The sequence below is a fragment of the Streptomyces hoynatensis genome (assembly GCF_003626535.1).
Classification (GTDB): Bacteria; Actinomycetota; Actinomycetes; order Streptomycetales; family Streptomycetaceae; genus Streptomyces; species Streptomyces hoynatensis.
In genome coordinates, this window is record NZ_RBAL01000022.1 from 55321 (window position 1) to 75160 (window position 19840).

Annotated in this window: 18 protein-coding genes; 6 read left to right on the forward strand and 12 right to left on the reverse strand. The window is 75.1% G+C overall.

What is annotated here, in order from left to right:
* Positions 1-50 precede the first annotated feature (50 nt).
* The gene (locus D7294_RS26815; RefSeq protein ID WP_120684273.1) at positions 51-2300 is read right to left on the reverse strand and encodes an MMPL family transporter; all 2250 of its coding nucleotides are present in this window, start codon (positions 2298-2300) and stop codon (positions 51-53) included.
* Positions 2301-2513: 213 nt separating this feature from the next.
* On the opposite strand from D7294_RS26815, the gene D7294_RS26820 reads away from it, so the two are divergent.
* Positions 2514-6167, forward strand: a complete 3654-nt coding sequence (locus D7294_RS26820) for a S41 family peptidase (RefSeq protein ID WP_120684275.1) — start codon at positions 2514-2516, stop codon at positions 6165-6167.
* Positions 6168-6382: 215 nt separating this feature from the next.
* Positions 6383-6604, forward strand: coding sequence for a hypothetical protein (locus D7294_RS26825; protein ID WP_120684277.1), 222 nt, complete (start codon positions 6383-6385; stop codon positions 6602-6604).
* Positions 6605-6640: 36 nt separating this feature from the next.
* Here the strand turns inward: D7294_RS26825 and D7294_RS26830 are convergent, their stop codons facing one another.
* The 4 genes from D7294_RS26830 to D7294_RS26845 all read right to left on the reverse strand — a co-directional run bounded on the left by D7294_RS26830 (position 6641) and on the right by D7294_RS26845 (position 10992).
* Complete coding sequence (locus D7294_RS26830; RefSeq protein WP_120684279.1) at positions 6641-7639, reverse strand: SDR family oxidoreductase; 999 nt, start codon at positions 7637-7639, stop codon at positions 6641-6643.
* A gap of 115 nt (positions 7640-7754) precedes the next feature.
* Complete coding sequence (locus D7294_RS26835; RefSeq protein ID WP_241562646.1) at positions 7755-8696, reverse strand: alpha/beta fold hydrolase; 942 nt, start codon at positions 8694-8696, stop codon at positions 7755-7757.
* On the reverse strand, positions 8689-10083 hold the full coding sequence (locus D7294_RS26840) for a flavin-containing monooxygenase (protein WP_241562653.1): 1395 nt from the start codon (positions 10081-10083) through the stop codon (positions 8689-8691). Before D7294_RS26840 ends, D7294_RS26835 begins: the two co-directional genes overlap by 8 nt.
* Positions 10084-10383: 300 nt before the next feature.
* Complete coding sequence (locus D7294_RS26845; protein WP_120684281.1) at positions 10384-10992, reverse strand: GNAT family N-acetyltransferase; 609 nt, start codon at positions 10990-10992, stop codon at positions 10384-10386.
* A 124-nt stretch (positions 10993-11116) separates the two neighbouring features.
* On the opposite strand from D7294_RS26845, the gene D7294_RS26850 reads away from it, so the two are divergent.
* The 4 genes from D7294_RS26850 to D7294_RS26865 all read left to right on the forward strand — a co-directional run bounded on the left by D7294_RS26850 (position 11117) and on the right by D7294_RS26865 (position 13828).
* On the forward strand, positions 11117-11584 hold the full coding sequence (locus D7294_RS26850) for a GNAT family N-acetyltransferase (protein ID WP_120684283.1): 468 nt from the start codon (positions 11117-11119) through the stop codon (positions 11582-11584).
* A 41-nt stretch (positions 11585-11625) separates the two neighbouring features.
* Complete coding sequence (locus D7294_RS26855; RefSeq protein WP_174248450.1) at positions 11626-12429, forward strand: exodeoxyribonuclease III; 804 nt, start codon at positions 11626-11628, stop codon at positions 12427-12429.
* A 137-nt stretch (positions 12430-12566) separates the two neighbouring features.
* Complete coding sequence (locus tag D7294_RS33475) at positions 12567-13142, forward strand: hypothetical protein (RefSeq protein ID WP_120684285.1); 576 nt, start codon at positions 12567-12569, stop codon at positions 13140-13142.
* Positions 13143-13198: 56 nt separating this feature from the next.
* A complete protein-coding gene (locus D7294_RS26865; protein ID WP_120684287.1) occupies positions 13199-13828 on the forward strand; it encodes a GNAT family N-acetyltransferase in 630 nt (209 codons plus the stop codon).
* A gap of 67 nt (positions 13829-13895) precedes the next feature.
* Here D7294_RS26865 and D7294_RS26870 read toward each other — a convergent pair whose 3' ends face one another.
* The 7 genes from D7294_RS26870 to D7294_RS26900 all read right to left on the reverse strand — a co-directional run bounded on the left by D7294_RS26870 (position 13896) and on the right by D7294_RS26900 (position 19792).
* Positions 13896-14546, reverse strand: coding sequence for a hypothetical protein (locus D7294_RS26870; RefSeq protein WP_147450917.1), 651 nt, complete (start codon positions 14544-14546; stop codon positions 13896-13898).
* Between the two features lie 135 nt (positions 14547-14681).
* Positions 14682-15743: an LLM class flavin-dependent oxidoreductase gene (locus D7294_RS26875; RefSeq protein WP_241562654.1), complete on the reverse strand. Its 1062-nt coding sequence runs from the start codon at positions 15741-15743 to the stop codon at positions 14682-14684.
* Between the two features lie 240 nt (positions 15744-15983).
* On the reverse strand, positions 15984-16223 hold the full coding sequence (locus D7294_RS26880) for a hypothetical protein (protein WP_120684294.1): 240 nt from the start codon (positions 16221-16223) through the stop codon (positions 15984-15986).
* A 119-nt stretch (positions 16224-16342) separates the two neighbouring features.
* Positions 16343-17059: a class I SAM-dependent methyltransferase gene (locus D7294_RS26885; RefSeq protein ID WP_120684296.1), complete on the reverse strand. Its 717-nt coding sequence runs from the start codon at positions 17057-17059 to the stop codon at positions 16343-16345.
* A gap of 160 nt (positions 17060-17219) precedes the next feature.
* On the reverse strand, positions 17220-17432 hold the full coding sequence (locus D7294_RS26890; RefSeq protein ID WP_120684298.1) for a DUF397 domain-containing protein: 213 nt from the start codon (positions 17430-17432) through the stop codon (positions 17220-17222).
* Between the two features lie 370 nt (positions 17433-17802).
* A complete protein-coding gene (locus D7294_RS26895) occupies positions 17803-18657 on the reverse strand; it encodes a helix-turn-helix domain-containing protein (protein ID WP_120684300.1) in 855 nt (284 codons plus the stop codon).
* 340 nt (positions 18658-18997) lie between these two features.
* Positions 18998-19792, reverse strand: coding sequence for a GOLPH3/VPS74 family protein (locus D7294_RS26900; RefSeq protein ID WP_241562647.1), 795 nt, complete (start codon positions 19790-19792; stop codon positions 18998-19000).
* Positions 19793-19840 lie beyond the last annotated feature (48 nt).

A 19840-nucleotide genomic window follows, 5' to 3' on the forward strand; every position in this document is an offset into this window, starting at 1 on the left:
GGGCGGGTGCCGGGCTCCGTGTCGCCACGACACCCGGTGTGGCAGGGGCGTCAGCCCACGGGCTGCGGCTCCCGCTCGTCACGCTTCAGCGCGTCACGGCCCTTGCCGTTCGCCTCCAGGTAGCGCTCCAGGGAAGCGCCCTCCACGTCGACGTTCGGCAGGATGCGGTCCAGCCACCTGGGCAGCCACCAGGCCCGCTCGCCGAGCAGGCCCATCAGGGCCGGGACCAGGGTCATCCTGACGACGAAGGCGTCGAGCAGGACGGCCATGCTGAGGCCGAAGCCCATCATCTTGACCATGTCGTCGGTGGCGGTGGCCGCGAAGCTCGCGAAGACGCTGATCATGATGATCGCCGCCGCGGTGACGACCCGGGCGTTCAGCCGCAGGCCGGTGATCACCGACTGGTGCGACTCCTCGCCGTGGACGTGGGCCTCCCGCATGCGGGTCACGAGGAAGACCTCGTAGTCCATGGCGAGGCCGAAGATCACGCCCACCATGAAGATCGGCATCATGCTCATGATCGGCGCGGTCTCCTGGACCCCGATCAGGTCCTTCAGCCAGCCCCACTGGAAGACCGCGACCACGGTGCCGAGCGCGGCGAGCACCGAGAGCAGGAAGCCGAGCGCGGCCTTCAGCGGCACCAGGATCGACCGGAAGACGAGGATCAGCAGGATGAACGCCAGGCCCACCACGAGCGCCAGGTAGGGCACGAGCGCGTCGCTCATCACCTGGTTGAAGTCGCTCTCGGCCGCGGTCTGGCCCGAGACGAGCAGCTTCGTGCCGTGCGCCTCCTCGAAGCCGGGCGCGAAGTCGTCCCTGATGCTGGAGACCAGGTCGGTGGTCTCGGAGCTGGACGGGCCCGACTTGGGGAAGGCCTGCACGGTGGCCACCGTGCCGTCCTCGCTGACCTGCGGCGGCACCGTCGCGACGATGTCGTCGTAGCCGTCGAGTTCGGTGCGCAGGTCGTCGGCCGCCGCCGCGGCGTCGGCGCCGTTGCGGCCGTCGACCACCAGCGTCAGCGGGCCGTTGAACCCGGCGCCGAACGCGTCGGCCTGCATGTCGTACGCCTTGCGCTGCGTGGAGTCCGAGGGCTGGGTCGCGTCGCTTGGCAGGCCGAGTTCCATGCTGGCGACCGGCACGGCGAGCACGCCGAGGCCGACGATCGCGCCGATCAGCACGAAGGCGGGGCGGCGCAGGATGCCGCGGGCCCAGCGGGTGCCGAAGTTCTCCTTGCCGTTCTTGTACAGCGAGGTGGGAACGCCGGTCTCCGGGTTCTGCCGGCGCATCTTGCGGCCGAAGATCCGCTTGCCGATCATGCCGAGGGCGGCCGGCACCAGGGTCAGCGCCACCAGCACCGCGAGGGCCACGGTGGCCGCGGCGGCCAGGCCCATCTTGGTCAGCAGCGGGACGTTGATGATCGCGAGGCCGGAGAGGGCGATGATCACGGTCAGGCCGGCGAAGACGACGGCGGAGCCCGCGGTGCCCACGGCGCGTCCTGCGGCCTCGTCGCGGCTGTGGCCCTCCATCAGCTCGGCTCGGTAGCGCGAGGAGATGAACAGCGCGTAGTCGATGCCGACGGCCAGGCCGATCATGATGGCCAGGATGCCGGTCATCTGCGAGAGGCCGAGGGTGGCACTCAGGGCCGTGATGCCCAGCGAACCGATCATGATGCCGACCAGGGCGGTCAGCAGCGGAAGCCCGGCGGCCACCAGCGAGCCGAAGGTGATCACCAGGACGACGGCCGCGACGACGACGCCGATCATCTCGGAGGGCGGCATCTCTTCGAGCCCCATGGCGACCGGGCCGCGGGCCTCGACCGTCAGGTGGTCGGCACGCCCGTGGTCCATCGCCGTGAACAGCTGGTCGTGCATCTCGTCGGTGAGGTCGCCGTAGGTCGCGTCGTAGGTGACGGTGGCGCGGGCGGTGGAACCGTCCTCGCTGAGGGCGCCGCTCTCCGGGGCGAAGGGGTCGGAGACGTCACTGACCTTGTCCGCGCCCGCCATCTCGTCGAGGACGGACTGGACGGCGGCCTGGTTCTGCGCGGAGGAGATGTCCTGGTCGCCGGGCGCCTTGAAGACCAGGGTGGTCTCCAGCGCCGCCGAGTCGAAGTGGAACTTCGACTCCATGATGTCGAAGGCTTCCTGGGACTCCGTGCCGGGCAGGGCGAAATCGTCGTCGGGGGGCGAGGCCGCGCTGGAGGCGGCGACGCCCACGCCTATGAGCAGCAGGAGCCAGGCGAGGCCCACCCACCAGCGGCGCCTGAAGCACAGGCGGCCGAGTTTGTACAGAAACGTAGCCACGGGGCAGGTTCTCCTGTCCGGGTGTCGTGGATGTGCGATGTAAACCTTGTGCAAGCGGAAGCGAGTCAGCTCACAGAACGGGACGCGTAAGGTCACGACCCGGGTGAGCGAACCCACCCTTATGTGACTCGAATCACATAAGGGGCGCCACGCGAGGGTGCTGCCAGTCCGCCGAGACTTGCCGGGGCATTCGGCGAGCCGAAGCATGGAACCGTGACCGCATCCCACTCATCCGCCCCGTCCCCCGCCCCCGCGCGGGAGCCCGAGGGATACCTGCGTTATCCGCACCTGCACGGCGAATTGCTGTGCTTCGTCGCGGAGGACGACCTCTGGCTGGCCCCATTGCCCGCACCCGGGCGCCCGGCCGGACGCGCGTGGCGACTAACTGCCGATCGTACCCGACTCGGTCCGCCCAGGTTTTCTCCCGACGGCCGCCACCTCGCGTTCACGAGCTGGCGCACGCTCGATCCGGAAATTCATCTCGCCCCGGTGGACGGCGGCCGGGTCGAGCAGCTCACGCACTGGGCCTCGTACGACACCAGAGTCCGCGGCTGGACGCCCGCGGGCGCCGAGGGTCCCGGCGGAATTCTCGCCGTCACCTCGCACGCGCAGCCGTTCTCGCACTTCACGCAGGCGTACACGGTGCCCCTCGCGGGCGGCCCGGGCGAGAAACTGCCCTGGGGGCCGGTCGCCGATCTCGCCATGGGCGGGCCCGAGGGCACCCACACGCTCCTGCTGACCGGGAAGGCCCCGCACGAGCCGGCCGCCTGGAAGCGTTATCGCGGCGGGGCGATCGGGAAACTCTGGCTGAACGGGAAGCGACTTCTCGCCGAGCTGAACGGGCACATTGACTGCCCCATGATCGTGGGCGACCGTATCGCTTTTCTTTCCGACCACGAAGGGATCGGAAATCTCTATTCCTGCCGGTTCGACGGCACGGAGCTGTGGCGGCACACGGACCATGCCGCGTTCTACGCCAGGAACGCGGCCACCGACGGCCGCCGGGTGGTCTACCAGTGCGCCGGGGAGCTGTGGCTGGTGGAGGAGCTGACGAGGGACTCGGCGCCGCGGCGCCTTGAGGTCAGGCTCGGCGGACCGCGCACCGGCAGGCGGCCGTACCAGGTGCAGACCTCGGACCACGTGGACTCCCTCACGGTGGACGCCACCGGGCGGGCCAGCGCGGTGGCCGTGCGCGGGGCGCTGTACTGGCTGACCCACCGGGACGGCCCGGCGCGGGCGCTGGCCGGCGGGCCCGGGGTGCGGGTGCGGCTGCCGGAGATGCTCGGGGACACCGGCAGGCTGGCCTACCTCACGGACGCGGACGGCGAGGACGCCATAGAGGTCGCCTTCCTGCCGCGGGCGAGCGGCGGGCAGGACCCCGTCCGGCTGGCCGCCGGGCCGCTGGGCCGCGTCCGCGAGCTGACCTCCTCGCCCGACGGCTCCACCCTCGCGGTCGCCACCCACGACGGCCGCCTGCTCGTCGTCCCGGTCCCCGCGGCCCCTGACGCGGCCGGGAACGCCGAGGGTGCGGAGGACGGCGAGGGTACGGAGGACGCCGAGGACGCCGAGGACGCCGAGGACTCCGAGAAGCCCGAGGGCTCCGGGTCGCCTACGGGCGGGGCCGCCGGCCGGGCCGGGGAGGGCGCCGGCGCCGGCGAGGACGGGAACGCCGGCGAGGACGACGACGAGAACGAGAACGAGGAGGACGGCGGCGAGGAGGGCCGAGAGGAGCAGGAGGACGAGGACCAGGACGAGGAGGACGGCGAGGAAGGCGAGGACGGCGAGGACGAGGAGGACGAGGAGGACGGCGAGGACGGCCTGGGCGAGGAGGCGTTCGAGCTGATCAGGTCGGTCAACGGGCCGGTGCGGGACCTGGCCTTCTCCCCCGACTCCCGGTGGCTGGCCTGGGCGCATCCCGGCGTGGGCCGCTCCCTCACCCAGATCAAGATCGCCCGGCTCTCGCGCCGGGAGCGGACCGTGATCGACGTGACCGACGGCAGGTTCGAGGACGAGGAGCCGGTGTTCACCAGGGACGGCCGGTACCTGGCGTTCCTGTCCTGGCGCGGCTTCGACCCGGTCTACGACGTCCACACCGGCGACCTCTCCTTCCCGCTCGGCTGCCGCCCCTACCTGGTGCCGCTGTCCTCCGCCACCCGCTCCCCCTTCGCGATCACGCCCGAGGGCCGCCCGGCCGCGGGCGGGCTCGACCCGGCGGACACGGCCGCCGGGGCGGGCGGTCCCGGCGACGCGAGCGAGGAGTCAGGGACCGTGCGGGTCGAGGCGGAGGGGCTCGGCGCGCGGGTCACGCCCTTCCCGGTGGCCGCCTCCAAGTACTCCTCGCTGTACCCGGTGGCCGGCGGCGGCCTGGTGTGGCTGCGCTGGCCGATCTCGGGCGCCCTCGGCGAGACCTTCGTCAACCCGGACGACACCTCGGGCAGGCCGACGCTGGAGCACTTCGACCTGGCCAAGTCCAAGCGGACCGAACTCACCGAGGACGTCGACTGGTTCGTGCCGAGCGGGGACGGCACCCGGCTGGTGGTGAGCGACGGGAACGAGCTGCGCGCGGTTCCGGCCACCGAGTCCGCGGACTCCGACTCCTCCGTGCACGTCGACCTGCGGCGCATCGTGCACGTCGCTGACCCGGGCGCGGAGTGGGCGCAGGCCTTCGACGAGGCGGGCCGGATCGTGCGGGACCACTTCTGGGAGCCGAAGATGTGCGGGGTGGACTGGCCCGCGATCCTCGACCAGTACCGGCCGCTGGTGGCCCGGGTGGCGAGCCCCGACGAGTTCGCGGACCTGCTGTGGGAGACGCTGGGCGAGCTCGGCACCTCCCACGCCTACGTCACCGCGGCCAGGAGCAACGAGGGCCCGCCGCACTACCAGCGCGCGCAGGGCCTGCTCGGCGCGGACTTCGCGCGGGGGGCGGACGGGTCCTGGCGGCTGACGCGCATCCTGCCGGGCGAGTCCTCCGACTCGCGGGCGCGTTCCCCGCTGGCCGGGACGGGCGTACGGGAGGGGGCGGTGCTCACGCACGTGGGCGGCCGTCCCGTCGATCCGGCGGCGGGCCCCTGGCCGCTGCTTGCGGGCACCGGGGGAACGAGCGTGGAGCTGTCCTTCCGGGACGAGGACGGCGGGCGGCGGCGGATCGCGGTGATGCCGCTGATCGACGACCGGTCGCTGCGGTACCAGGACTGGGTGCGGCGGCGGCGCGCGACCGTACGGGAGTTGAGCGGCGGCAGGTGCGGCTACGTGCACATTCCCGACATGGGGGGCTCGGGCTGGGCGCAGTTCAACCGGGACCTGCGGATGGAGTTCTCCCGGCAGGCGCTGATCGTGGACGTGCGGGGCAACGCGGGCGGCCACATCAGCGAGTTGGTGATCGAGAAGCTGTCCCGCCGGGTGCTGGGCTGGGACCTGACCCGGCACGCGCAGCCGGTCAGCTACGCCTCCGACGCGCCGCGCGGGCCGGTCGTCGCCCTCGCCGACGAGGCGACCTCGTCCGACGGCGACATGATCACGGCGGCCTTCCGGCTGCTCGGCCTCGGGCCCGTGGTGGGCAGCCGCACCTGGGGCGGCGTGGTCGGGATCACCGGCGAGCACCGGCTGGGCGACGACACGGAGATCACGGTGCCGATGAACGCGGCCTGGTTCGAGGCGCTCGGCTGGGACGTCGAGAACCACGGGGTGGCGCCCGACGTCGAGGCGGTGCGCACCCCGCTGGACTGGGCCGCGGGGCGGCCGGTCGCCCTGGAGGCGGCGGTGCGGGTGGCGCTCGACCTGCTGGAGCAGCGTCCGGCGGCCTCGCCGCCCGGCTACGAGGGCACCCCCGACCGCAGCCGCCCCACCCTGCCGCCGCGGAACGCCTGAGGGGCGGCCGAACGCCCCCGCGGGGACGGCGCGGCGGCCCGGGCCGGACGAGGGCCCGGGCCGCCGCGGGTGCGCCCCCGGGGGCCGGGATGCGGGCTCGGGGCCGCTGTGCCACGCTGGCGATGAGGCATGTGTTCGGTTTTCGGACATCCGCGGACGGGACCCGCCGAGGGGACGTCGCGGCATGCCGCCCCGTATGTCGAGGAGGGCAGCCGATGGGTATCGCAGACCAGTTCCGCGACCGGGCCAAGGAGCTTCAGCGGCGCGCCAAGGAGGCCATGGGCAACGACGAGGAGGCCAGGCGGCGCCGGAGTCAGATGAAGAACGACCTGCTGCAGCGCGGCAAGGAGGCGCATCGGCGCGCGGTCGACCGGGCCAGGGAGAACACCAGGGAGAACGAGCGCGGGCGGGACGAGCCGGAGGACCCCGGCCGCTGACCCGCCGCCGCGGCCCGCGGCGGCGCCGCGGGCGGCTCACCCCGCGCCCCGGCCCCCGGTCCCCCCGCCGCGGTCCGGCTCCCCACCGCGGCCCGGCTCCCCGTCTCCGCGGGGCCGCCCCGGCCCGCCCTCCCCGCCGAACTCCCCGTCCCCGCCGGGCCGTTGCGCGGCGCGCTCGGCCGCGGCCCCGCCCGGCCCGGCGAGGCCGCGCCGGGACACCCGGGACAGCGCGGGGGCGGCGCGCCGCAACTCCCGGCGCCCCAGCGGGCCGCCGGTCACCGCGGGCAGCAGCCAGCGCACCGGCACGGCCGCCCGCAGCCAGGGCTGGGCGTACACGTGCACCGCGCGGCGTTCGATGCCGGCCGCCAGGCGCCGCACGGCGGGCCCCAGCGGAGCGGTGCGGTTCACCGGCCACGGCAGCCTGGCGCGCAACTCCCGCAGCGCGGGCTCCTCGTCGGCCGCCCGCACCATGTCGGTGTCGGTCCAGCTGAGATAGGCCACGCCGACCCCCACCCCGTCCGGCGCCACCTCGGCCCGCAGGCTGTGGGCGAACGCCTCGACGGCGGCCTTGGAGGCGCTGTAGGCCGTCATCAGCGGGGCGGGGGCCAGCGCGGCGAACGAGGCGATCTGCAGGAAGTACCCGCGCCCCCGGCGCAGCGCGGGCAGGAAGGCGCGGCAGGTCACGGCCGAGCCGACGACGTTGACCTCCACCACCCGCCGCCAGGTCGCGTCCTCGGTCTCGGCGAAGAGGCCGCCCGCGCCCACCCCCGCGTTGGCCACGACCACATCGACCCGGCCGAAGCGCCCGTCCACCTCGCGGGCCACCCGGGTCATCGCCGCCGTGTCGGTGACGTCGGCGTGCCAGTGCCCCGCCGGCCCGGGGAGCCCGGCGGCGACCCGCCCGAGCACGTCCGGCTCCAGGCCCACCAGGGCCAGGGTGGCGCCCCGGGCCGAGAGCTCACGCGCCAGGGCCGCGCCGATGCCGCGGGCCGCGCCGGTGACGACGGCCACCCGGCCCCTCAGGTCTGCGCTCATCCGGCTTCTCCTCCTCGCGTCGGGTCACGGGTACGCCCCCGGCTGCCCGGCCGGGAGACGCGGGCGCCGCGCGCCCGGTCGCGTGGGCGGGGGCCTCGTGGCGGGCCTGCCGGGGTCACAGGTACGCGCGGGCCAGGGCGGAAAGCGCCCCGGCCACCTCCCCCGGGGCCTCGACGGGGGTCATGTGCCCGATGCCCGGCAGTTCGGTGAGGCCGTGGAGGTGCGGCAGGCGCGCGGCGATGCGGCGGGCGTGCACCGGCGGGGTGAGCCGGTCGGCCGTGCCCTGGAGGACGGCGGCCGGGACGCCGAGGCCGGGCAGCAGCCGGGCGAGGTCGAGGCGCGCCAGCACCCGGCCCCACTCGGCGCGCGGGGCGGGGGCGCAGCCGGACACGATCCGGGCGACCCGCTCGCACTGGGCGCGGGTGGCGGCCGGGCCCAGGGCGACGTGGCGGAGCAGCCGCCGGGACAGGGGGGTCACCGGGCCGAGCGGCAGCCTCGCGGTGAGGAGCAGGCGCTGGGCCAGGCGCCGCGCCGCGCCCTCCCGGAGGGGGAACACCGTGGCCAGGCCGGTGAGTTGCTCGATACCGGTGGAGCAGAGCAGCACCGCGGCGGCGTGCGCGCGCAGCGCGGGGCGCTCCGCCGCGGCCACCACGGTCATCGCGCCCATGGAGTGCCCGGCGACGACGGCCCGGCCGCCGGGGGGCAGGGTGGCGCCGAGCACGGCGCACAGGTCGTCGGCGAGGGCCTCGGGCGAGCAGTTGCCGGGGGTGGCCGGGGAACGGCCGTGCCCGCGCTGGTCGTAGAGCACCACCCGGTGGCCGGGCAGCAGCAGCCGCAGCACCGGGTGCCACAGGGTGGTGTCGCAGGTCCAGCCGTGGGCGAGCACCACCGTCGGCGCGTCCTCTCGGCCGTGGGTCTCGACGTGCAGCCGCGCGCCGCCGGTCGAGCGCACGGTGAGCCGCGTCCCGGGCGGCAGCCCGGGCGGGGCCGCGGGCCGCGGGCCGGGCCGCCGCCCGCGGGGGGCGGGGAGCGGGCGGCTGCCGGTGAGGTCAGCCACGGCGCACCACCTCGTACTCGGCCGGGTCGAGCGCGCGGGTGACGTCGCGGAACTCCGCCGTGGTGCCGGGCCAGATCGTGGTGTTCCGGCCCCTCGCGTCCAGGTACCAGCTCCGGCAGCCGCCGGTGTTCCACACCGAACGCCGCAGCCTGGCCTGCAGCCGCTCGTTCCACGCCGCGACCGCGGCGGGCCGCGGCACCAGGGCCGCCCCGCCGCCCAGCCGGTCCAGCCGCCGCAGGAAGGAGCCCAGGTAGGCCAGCTGCGCCTCGATGATCAGGATCATGGAGCTGTTCCCGAGGCCGGTGTTGGGGCCGATGATCGTCAGGAAGTTGGGGAAGCCGGCGACCGTGGTGCCGCGCAGCGCCGTCATGCCCTCGCGCCACTCCTCGGCGAGCGTCCTGCCGCGGCTGCCCTCGATCCGCCGGGTGACCGGCGAGTCGGTGACGTGGAAGCCGGTGCCGAAGACGAGGACGTCCGCCTCGGCCTCGCTGCCGTCGGCCGCCACCAGCGTCGAGCCGCGGACCTCGCGCAGCCCCGCGTCGATCAGCCGCACGTGCGGCCTGGTCAGCGTGGGGTACCAGGCGTTGGAGAGCAGGATGCGCTTGCAGCCGATCCGGTAGCCGGGGGTCAGCCGCCGCCGCAGGTCCGCGTCGCGCACCGCGCGCCGCAGGTGCCAGCGCGCCAGCTGCTCCAGGGCCCGCATGCGCTCCGGGTGCTCGGCGAAGCCGCCCACCTGCAACTCCCGTATGTGCCACAGCAGTTGCCGCCGCACCGCGCGGGTGAGCGGCACCCGCTCGTGCAGCTCGCGCTCCAGGTGGGTCAGGCGCCGGTCGGCGCGCGGGATCACCCAGGGCGGGGTGCGCTGGAAGACGGTCAGCTCGGTGACCTCGCGCTGGATCTCCGGCACGAACTGGACGGCGGAGGCGCCGGTGCCGACCACGGCGACCCGTTTCCCGCGCAGCGGGTGGCCGTGGTCCCAGCGCGCGGAGTGGAAGACGCGGCCGGGGAACCCGTCGAGTCCCGGCAGGTCGGGCAGCCTCGGCTCGGAGAGCGGGCCGGTGGCGGCGACCAGCACGTCCGCGGTCAGCCACCCGCCGTCCGAGGTGCGGATCTCCCAGCGCAGCCCGGCGCCGTCCCAGCGGGCGGCCGTCACCCCGGCGCCCAGCCGCAGGTGCGGGCGCAGCCCGAAGGTGTCGGCGACCCGCTCCAGGTAGGCGCGGATGTGCGGCTGGCCGGAAAAGGCGCGCGGCCAGGCCGGGTTGGGGGCGAAGGAGAAGGCGTACAGGTGCGAGGGAACGTCGCAGGCGCAGCCGGGGTAGGTGTTGTCCCGCCAGGTTCCGCCCACCGCGTCCGCGCGTTCGAGGACGAGGAAGTCCGTGACGCCCATCCGCCGCAGCCGCACGGCCGCGCCGAGCCCACCGAAGCCCGCCCCGATCACCGCCACCCGCACGTGCAAGCCGCGCCTCCCTCTCGCCGGCCGGCGCGGGCCCGCAGGAGCCCGCCGCCGGGGAAGGACCCCGCCGGAGCTCGCCGGCAGGGTCGAGGGTAGGCCAGAGAACCTACTGATCGGTAGGGGCGTGCGGCGGTGCGTGCCCGGGGGAAGCGGGGCAGGCGGCGCCGGGGCGTGCGGGGGTGGAGCGCGCGGGGGTGGCAGGAGCGACGGCGGGGCGCGCGGGGGCGCGTGCGCTCACAGCGGCTTGGCGTAGCACCTGCTGGTCCGGCTGAACCGGTAGACCCCGAACTTCTCGGCCTCGGGCAGCCGCAGGTACCCGCTGCTCTCGTACAGCGCGATCGCCTCCGGCTGGGCGATGCCCGTCTCCAGGACCATCCGGATGCGCCCCGCCCGGCGCGCGTCCTCCTCCAGCAGCGCCAGGATGCGGCGCGCGAGCCCCGCGCGCCTGGCCTCGGGGGCGACGTACATCCGCTTGATCTCGGCGTCCCCGTCCCGGTAGTTCCCGTCGCCCTCCCCGTCGTCGCCGCCGTCCGCGTCGTCGCCTTCGCTCCCGGGCCCCGCGTTCCGCGCCCGCCAGCCGCCGGAGGCGACGGGCCGCCCTCCCGCGTCGTAGGCCAGCAGGTACCGGCCCCTGGGCGGGGCGAACATGCCGGGTTCGAGCGGGGTGACGTCCCCCTCGTCCCCGTACCGCGCGGCGTACTCGGCCTGCACCAGGTCGTTCAGCCGGCGCGCGTCCGGGTGGTCGAAGCCGCGGGTCAGAATGTCGAAGGCGGCCCGGGACCGGCCCGCGCCGGCCGCCCCTCCGGTGCCGGCGTCCGCGCCGATGCTCGTTCCGCTCGTCATGGCGTTGATCCTACGAAAACGGGCGGCGCCCCGGCGCGCGGCCCGGAGCCCGCCCCCGCGCGGGCCTTCCCCGGGTCCCGCAGGAGGGGCCCCAACCCGCGGGAGGGGACCTAGGATCGGCCGAATGGCGAGGCAGGACGACGGTGGGGTCGGCGAGGTCGGCGGGGTCGGCGGCGGGGTCGGCGGGGTCCGCTACGAGTGGCGCGGCGAGTTCGACGCCGCCGAGGTCGAGGAGTTGCACGCCGAGGCGTTCGGCCACCCCCCGGACGCCGGCTACGACTGGCGCGGCCAGCTGGAACGGCACAGCCTCGGCTGGGTCGTGGCGCGGGGCGGCGCCGACGGCGCGCTGCTCGGCTTCGTCAACGTCGCCTGGGACGGGGCGGCCCACGCGTTCCTGCTGGACACCTCGGTCGCGCGCCGGGCGCGGCGCGCGGGGATCGGCGCGGCCCTGGTGGCGGAGGCGACGCGGGGGGCGCGGGACGCGGGCTGCGAGTGGCTGCACGTGGACTTCGAGGAGCACCTGCGGCCGTTCTACTTCGGCTCCTGCGGCTTCACGGAGACCCGGGCCGGGCTGGTCCGGCTGCGCGGCTGACCGCCGCGGGCGCGTCCGGCGCGGTTTGTTACCTTCGTGCGGTGCTGACCGTGACGACCGTGAACGTGAACGGCCTGCGGGCCGCCGTCAAGAAGGGCTACCTGGACTGGCTGGCGGCCTCCCCGGCCGACGTCGTGTGCCTCCAGGAGGTGCGGGCGGTCGAGGAGCAACTCCCCGCCGACGTCTGGCGCCCCGCGGGCTGGCACGCCGCCTACGCCCCGGCCGCCGTCAAGGGCAGGGCGGGCGTGGCGCTGCTCACCCGGCGGGAGCCGGACGCGGTCCGGGTCGGCTTCGGCGCCGAGGAGTTCCTCGGCTCGGGCCGCTACCTGGAGGCGGACCTGCCCGGGCTGACGGTGGCCAGCCTCTACCTGCCCTCGGGCGAGGTGGGCACGGAGCGGCAGGCGGAGAAGGAGAGGTTCATGGCCGCCTTCCTGCCCTACCTGGTGCGCCTGCGGGAACGCGCCGCCGCGGCCGGGCGCGAGGTGCTGGTCTGCGGCGACTGGAACATCGCCCACCGCGAGGCCGACCTGAGGAACTGGCGGGCCAACCGCGGCAACGCCGGCTTCCTGCCCGAGGAGCGCGCCTGGCTCGGCCGCGTCCTCGACCCGGCGGAGGGCGGGTACACGGACGTGGTCCGCGCCCTGCACCCGGACCAGGAGGGCCCCTACAGCTGGTGGTCGTACCGCGGGCGCGCCTTCGACAACGACACCGGCTGGCGCATCGACCTGCTCTGCGGCACGCCAGGGCTGGCCGGGCAGGCGGTCAAGGCGTACGTGGAGCGGGCCGCGAGCCACGCCGAGCGGTGGAGCGACCACGCCCCGGTGACGGCGGTGTTCGACCGCTGACCCGGGCGGGCCCCGGCCGCCGCCCGCCGATGGTCCTGCCGCCGGGCCGCCGTCGGTCCTGCCGCCGGCTCGCCGTCGACTCGGCCGCCGGACCCGCCCGGGAGGGGTCCCGCCCGGGATCGGGTTTCCTGCCGGGCATGACGCGTACCCTCTCGCCCGCCGCCGTGGCCCTGGTCCTCGCCGCCGCATTCGGCGCCCTCACCGCCTGCTCCGACGACGAGCCCGCCGCGCGGCGCCCCACCGGGACCGCGGCGGGCGGCGAGGAGCGCTCGCCCGCCCAGGACCCCACCGCGGCGGCGAGCGACACCGCAACCGCGAGCCCGACGCCCAGCCCGACGCCCAGCCCGACGCCCTCCTCGCTGCCGGAGCCGGCGGACGGGGAGAACGCCGGGGCCTGCGCCGACGGGACCTGCGAGATCCGGGTCACCGAGGGGGACAGCGTGCCGGTGCCGCAGTCCTACGGCCTCGCGTCGATCGAGGTGACCGGGATCGACGCGGAGGAGGTCTCGCTGTTCGGGCCGCTGACCCGGTCGAGCTACGCCAGCGACGGCGGCTGTTCGATGACCATCACCGGGCCGACGGCCACCTCGCCCGGCTCCCTCGGCCTGTCCTGCCCGGTGGGGAACACCGGGGTGATCAACGACGCGATGAGCGTGGCGGTCGTCGGCGTCCTCGACGGGGCCGCCGTCCTGCGCATCCGCCCCGCGGGCTGAGCGCCCGCCGCACAAATCGCTGGCGGCGCGCCCGCCCCCGGTGCTCGAATGGGCCCGTGCTCCAGGAGCTGACGACCGCGCGGCTGCGGCTGCGCGCCCTCACCGTGGACGACGCCCGGGACCTGGCGGCGTTGCACGGCGACCCGCGGGTGATGCGCCACCTCGACGACGGCCGCCCGGTGCCGCCCGAGGAGATCCGCGACCGGACGCTGCCCGCCATGCTGGCCCGGTACCGTGAGCTGCCGGAGGGACTCGGCCATCGGGCCGCGGTCGCCCGGGACGGCGGGGCGTTCCTCGGCTGGTTCGAGTTCGGCCCGGTGAGCAGCGCGGGGCTGCACGGCGGCCGCAACGTCGTCGAGCTGGGCTACCGGCTGTTCCCTTCCGTCTGGGGCCGCGGCCTGGCGACGGAGGGGGCGCGGGCGCTGGTGGACCACGGCTTCGCCACGCTCGGCGTGGAACGCGTGGTGGCGACCACGATGAGCGTGAACGCGGCCTCCCGGCGGGTGATGGAGAAGACGGGCCTGGTGTGGGTGCGCACCTTCTTCGTCGACTGGCCGGAGCCGCTGCCGGGCGCGGAGCAGGGCGAGGTGGAGTACGCGCTGACCCGTGAGGAGTGGGAGCGCGACCGCGCCGGCCGGCGCCCCGGGCCCCAGGGCCACGCGCCCACGGCCGGCGCGGAACGCTGACCTCGCGGCAGGGGCGGGCGCGAACCTGGCCTTCGGGGCGGGCGGTTCAGCCTTCGGGGCGGGCGGTTCAGGCGGTGAGGGCGGCCCTGGTGGCGAACTCCAGGGCGGTGGCCACCTCCTGCGGCTTCGGCGGCTCGGCGGGCGAGAACGCGCCGAGCAGCGCGGCGACCGCCTTCGCGTCCACCGTGCGGGCCCGCGCCCTGCCCAGGAAGGCGGCCACCGCCTCGCCGGCGTTCCGGCCGCCCTCGACGGCCTCCCACAGCTGCTCGGTGACCTCCTCGTCGGCGATCACCCAGCCCGCGGACAGTTCGAGCCCGTCGTCGGCCAGGTCCTCGGGGTAGGGGGCGCGGTGCCAGGCGCCCCCCTCCCACCAGTACGCGTAGCCGAGCAGCCCCTTGTGCTGCTCGGCGCGGAGCTCGGCCAGCGGCAGCCAGTCGGGACCGCCCGCCAGGAAGTCGACCGGCTCTTCCCGCAGGTGGCCGTGACTGCCGTCGGCGTCCTGCCCGCAGAAGACCGCGCGGCCCTCGCCGTGCAGGGTCAGCCGCCACCAGTAGCTGCCGCCCGCGTTGTCGCAGCGCAGCCGGTCCTCGGACAGCTCGTACTCGTCCCCGTCGATGCCGACGGCGGCCAGCATCGCCAGGGTGGCGGCGCGCACCCACAGGTCCGGGGGATCGCCGAGATCCCCCGGCACGCTCGGCCGGTGCACTCGTTGTGCCATCGCGCTTCCCCCGTTTCGGTTCACACGGATCGGCTGGATTCGTGCGCGGACAGAACGGCCGCACCCTAGTCCCTCCCGCCACACGGGCCAACAGCGGCCCGCCGCCGCGCTGTTGCGCCCGGGGAACGCGCCGGTTCAGCCGATGCCGTAGGCGCCGGCGATCAGCTCGTAACTGTGCAGCCTCGCCTCGGGGCCGTGGGCGTTGGTGGTGATCATCAACTCGTCGGCGCCGGTCCGCGCGGCCAGCGCATCCAGCCCCTCGCGCACCGCGTCCGGCGTCCCGTACACCACGTTGGCCAGCCAGCCGTCCACGACGTCGGTCTCCAGCGGCGAGAACGGGTAGGACGCCGCCTCCTCGGGGCTGGGCACGAGGCCGGGGTTGCCGGTGCGCAGCCGCACCATCGACAGGGCGCCGGTCAGCACCTGCCGGTGCGCCTCCTTCTCGTCCTCGGCGGCGAACGCCGAGACGCCGATGAGCGCATAGGGCGCGTCCAGCCACTCCGAGGGCCGGAAGGAGTGCCGGTAGAGCTCCAAAGCCGGCACCGTGTTGGCGGCCGAGAAGTGGTGTGCGAACGCGAACGGCAGGCCGAGCCGCCCGGCCAGCTCCGCGCTGAAGCCGGAGGAGCCCAGCAGCCACACCGGGGGCCGGTCGGCCGTCTGCACGCCGCCTGGCACCTTTCCCTGCACCGGCCCCGGCACCGCGTGGATGCGCGAGTAGGGGTGGGCGCCGGGGAAGTCGTCGGCCATGAACCGCACCAGCTCGGCGACCTGCTGCGGGAACTCGTCGGGGCCGTCGGTCCGCCCGCGCCGCAGTGCCGCGGCGGTGGCGCCGTCGGTGCCGGGGGCGCGGCCCAGGCCCAGGTCGACGCGGCCGGGCGCGAGGGCGTGCAGCGTGCCGAACTGCTCGGCGACCACCAGGGGGGCGTGGTTGGGCAGCATCACGCCGCCCGAGCCGAGGCGTATCCGCTCGGTGTGGGCGGTGAGGTGGCCGAGGATGACGGGCGGGGAGGAGGAGGCGACGCCCGGCATGGAGTGGTGTTCGGCCACCCAGAACCTGTGGTAGCCGAGCCGCTCGGCGAGGCGGGCCAGGGCGACCGTGGTGCGCAGCGCGTCGGAGGCGGTGAAGCCGACCCCGACCGTGGCCAGGTCGAGCACGGACAGCGGCACCGGGGCACGGCCCCTGCGCACGCCCCTGATGCCGTCTCCCGCGCCCGTGCCGGCGGCGGCGTCCCGGTGCGCGCCCTCCGCGCCTGGTGTCCCTGCGTTCGCGGCCACGCTCGCCCGCCTCCCTGCTCGGTCCTGCTCGCTGCTGCGTTCCGGCAGCAGACAACCAGGCCCGGGCCCGGATCATTCCGCCGCCCGGCGCCCGCCCCGGCGGGCGGGTCCCGGCCCGGCGGGAAGGGCCGGGCAGGCGGGAGGGGCCGGGCAGGCGGCGGATCAGGGCAGGTAGCGCTCGACGGCGGCCGGCCCCTCCTCCTCGATCGCCTGCCGCGCCTCCTCGACGAGCTCGGGCGTGGGCTCTCGGCCGCTGAGCCGCACCAGGTCCTCGGGGGTGATCGGGCGGTCGCCCCCCGAGTGCAGGAGCCGGTCCGGGGTGGGCGTCTCCTCCACCAGGTCGTCCTGCTCCAGGCCGTCCGGCGGCTCGGGCGGCTCGGGGGCCCCGGGTGTCTCGGCCATGGCGACACCTTCCTTAGGTCCGCTGACCTTCGTCTGGTCTCTCGCTTTCCCCTCTCGCCAGCCTAGGCGGTGCACGCCAGGACCGCATACGGTCGCCTTCGGGCCCGGCCCGGCACGGCTCAGCACGCCCCCGAGGCGCCCGGCGGGCTCGCGAAGCGCGCGGTGAGCACGAAACGCTCGTCGGACACCTCGCCGCCCCACAGTGCGAAGTCCTCGGCGTCCTGCGTCAGCGACCAGGTCCGCACGTCCCGCGGCTCCCCGGGAAGCGAGGCCACCACCCCGGCGAGCTCGGCCGCGCCCACCCCCGAGCCCCACGGCAGGGCGGCGCCCACCGCGCCCCCGTACGGCGCGGCGGAGCCCTCGGCCGCCCCCCAGCGGCCCTCGACCAGGACCAGGCGCCCGCCCGGCCGCAGCCGCCCGACCCAGGCGCTCAGCGCGGCCGCCGGGTCGGGCAGCGTCCACAGCAGGTGCCTGGCCAGCACCACGTCGAAGCGCCGGCTGCCGGTCGGCGGCGCCGCGGCGTCCCCCACCAGGAAGGAGGCGGCCACCGCGGCCCGCGCCGCCTTGGCCCTGGCCGCCTCCACCATGCGCGGCGACAGGTCCACGCCGAGCACCCGGTGGCCCGCCCTGCCCAGCAGCAGGGACAGCGAGCCCGTTCCGCAGCCCACGTCGAGCACGTCGGCCGCGGCCACCGGTATCCACTGGGCCAGCCGCCGCGCCCAGGCCCGCCGCACCCGGCCGTCCCGCAGCCCGTGGTCCGGCTCCTCGTCGAAGGCGTCCGCCGCCGCGTCCCAGTAGGCCGCCACCACCGCCCAGGCTCCCGTCTGCTGCTCCATGCCACGATCCTGCCACCCGCCACTGACAGTCCCCGCCCGCCGGCAGCTCCTCCCCCTCCGGCCTCGCTCCCCCACCCGCGGCGGCGCCGCTGCGGCGGCCGCCTCGCGCCGCCCGCGGGCCGGCGGCCGGGGCACCGGGCCGCCCCGGCTCACCCGCGGCTCATCGGGAGCCCTGCCCACCTCCCGGCGGCAGGGCGGCCAGGAAGACGGACCAGGAGCCGGCGGAAAAGGCCAGGCGTGGCCCGGCGGGCACCTTGGAATCGCGCACCGCGAGCCGGTGCCTGGCCGGGGACATCACCTCCACGCAGGCGCCGCTCCCCGCGGAATAGGTCGACTTGGTCCAGGTCCCCGTGCTGCCTCGCGCAATGGTCATCTCTGCTCCGGAGTTGCCGGTCGGTCGTTAAGGACGCGGCGACCGTACTAGGTCGGATCGACACACGATGTCACGCTTCACCTGAAAGGGTGATTCGCCGAGACAGTCCTTCCCGGGCAGGGGGCTTGGGGTATATGACGCCCGGTCACCGCGTCGGCCGGCCCGGGGGACAATCCCCGGCCCTTCCGCGGAAAGGCCGGGGAAACGAAACGGGCCGAGCGAACGAGGCGGCAAGCGCCGAAAGCACAGGAAGAGAAGACCAAAAGAAGACCGCAGGAAGACCGAAGGAGACGAAAGAGGGGCCGAAGGAAAACCGAACGCGGCCGGGACGACGCACGGAAAGACGCATGGGAAGACGCGGGAACGGGCGTCAGTCCCCGGCCAGTTCCGTGATGAAGCGAATCGTCTGCTCGGGGCTCAGCGCCTGGGCCCGCAGGTGCTCGTACATCACGCTGTAGTGCTGCACGTCGTGCGGCTTCTCCAGGTAGAGGTCGCTGGTGCCGCCCTCCAGGTAGATCACCGTGGAGTCGCTCGCCTCCGGGAACTCCATGATCGTGTACTGCCCGTTGACCCCCGGGTGCGCCCCGGCCGAGAACGGCAGCACCTGGAGCGTGACGTGCGGCAGCTTCGAGCAGGCGACCAGCTGCCGCAGCTGCTCCCGCATCGTCTCCTCGCCGCCGACCCGGCGCCGCAGCGCCGCCTCGTCGACCACGACCCACAGCCGCAGGGGCTGCTTCTCGTCCCACAGCCGCTGCTGGCGCCGCATGCGGACCTGCACCCTGCTGTTGACCTCCTCCTGCCCCACCTCGGGCAGCGCCCCGGCTATGACGGCGGCGGCGTAGGCCGGCGTCTGCAACAGCCCCGGCACCACGAGCGGTTCGTACACCCGCAGCGAGGAGGCGTCGGTCTCCAGGCCGATGTAGACGCTGTAGGTGGGCGAGAGTTCGGCGAAGGCGTGCCACCAGCCCTGCTGTCTGGACTCCTTGGCCATCTGCATCAGCGAGTCGACCAGCTTCTTGTCCGCGACCTCGTACACCCCGCACAGGTCGCGCACGTCGCGCGGGCTGATGCTGCGGCGGCCGTTCTCCAGCCTGCTGATCTTGGACTGGGACACCAGGAGGCGGTCGGCCACCTCCTCCGCGGTCAGCCCCCGGTCCTCCCTGAGGCGCCGCAACTCCTGGCCGAGCCTGCGTCGCCGGACTGTAGGATTGACGTTGCTCGCCACGAACTGCGCACCTCCGTTTGGTCACTTGACCGTCATGCCAAGCAGATCTACCCAGCAGACTGCCATCCGGCCCGGCGCGTTCGCTGGGAAACGGCTACGCGACGGCGCCACCGGGCGACGCCGGGTGGCCGCCCGGCCCCGCACCCGCCGGCCCCGCACATGCACATGGGGCATGACGGCGGCCTTCGTCTCCGGCCGCCGCCACACCCCATGCGGGAACGCGGCTCCCGGTGTGGCTCTCGCGTCGTGGCTGTGGTGCGCCGGAGGCGAACCGGAGGTCTCCCTCCCGCCGTCCGGCGGCCCGCGCCGGGATGCCCCGGCACGGGTCCTCGTCGTGTGGTCAGTGCGACAGCGAAGGACGTACCGCGGCTCTCGTCACCCCTCTCCGCCGCATCTGCTCGGGGGCCGAGGACTGGCCGACCACGGCCATGGCCGCCGCGGGCGCCGGGGCGCGCCCCGGCTTGCGCGGGGCGCCGCCGGACTGCGCGCGCCGCGCGGCGGCGGCCTGCCCGCCGACGCCGTTCTGCACATCCATGACGGCGTGCGCCACCAGGCCGCCCATCGGGTCGTGCCTGATGAGGTCCCGGAGCCGGGAGCGGGAGGACCGCCCCTCGTTCCCCGGGTAGAGGTGCTTGCCGAGGCCCACGGCGTGGGCCAGGGCCGCCAGGGCCGCGGTCCGCGCGTCCGGTGGCGTGCCGGTGCGGATCGCGGTGTCGAGGCGTGCGCGGATCTGCCGGCTGACCGCGGTGTCCGTCGCCTGGTACCGCGTCGTCGGCAGCACCCCGCACATCTGGTTCTCCACGGCGTGGACCATGCCGCAGCGTTCCAGGTGAGTGAGATAGGTTTGGCGAAGTCCCAGTCTGGGTCCGCCTATCCAGTGGACGGCCCGGACCGGGCTGCCGCGTCTGCGCAGCAGCTCAAGGGCGCAGTCCAGGGTGGGATCTCCCGTCGGCCGTGGCAGTATCACGGCTATTCGGTCCCCATCTGGGGCTATACGTCCGGCCAGGGCGAGCTCGACGAGCTGCGCTCCGGCAAGGCCGAGGTCGAGCGACTGCGGCTGCGCTGTGGTGCCCGTGGCCGGGTCCAGAGCCAGCAGCAGCAGCTCCTCCGGAATGGTTCTACGACTCCTGCCCATCCATGCCTCCCCGCGTGGATGAAAGACAGGGTGACGCCTCTCACATTG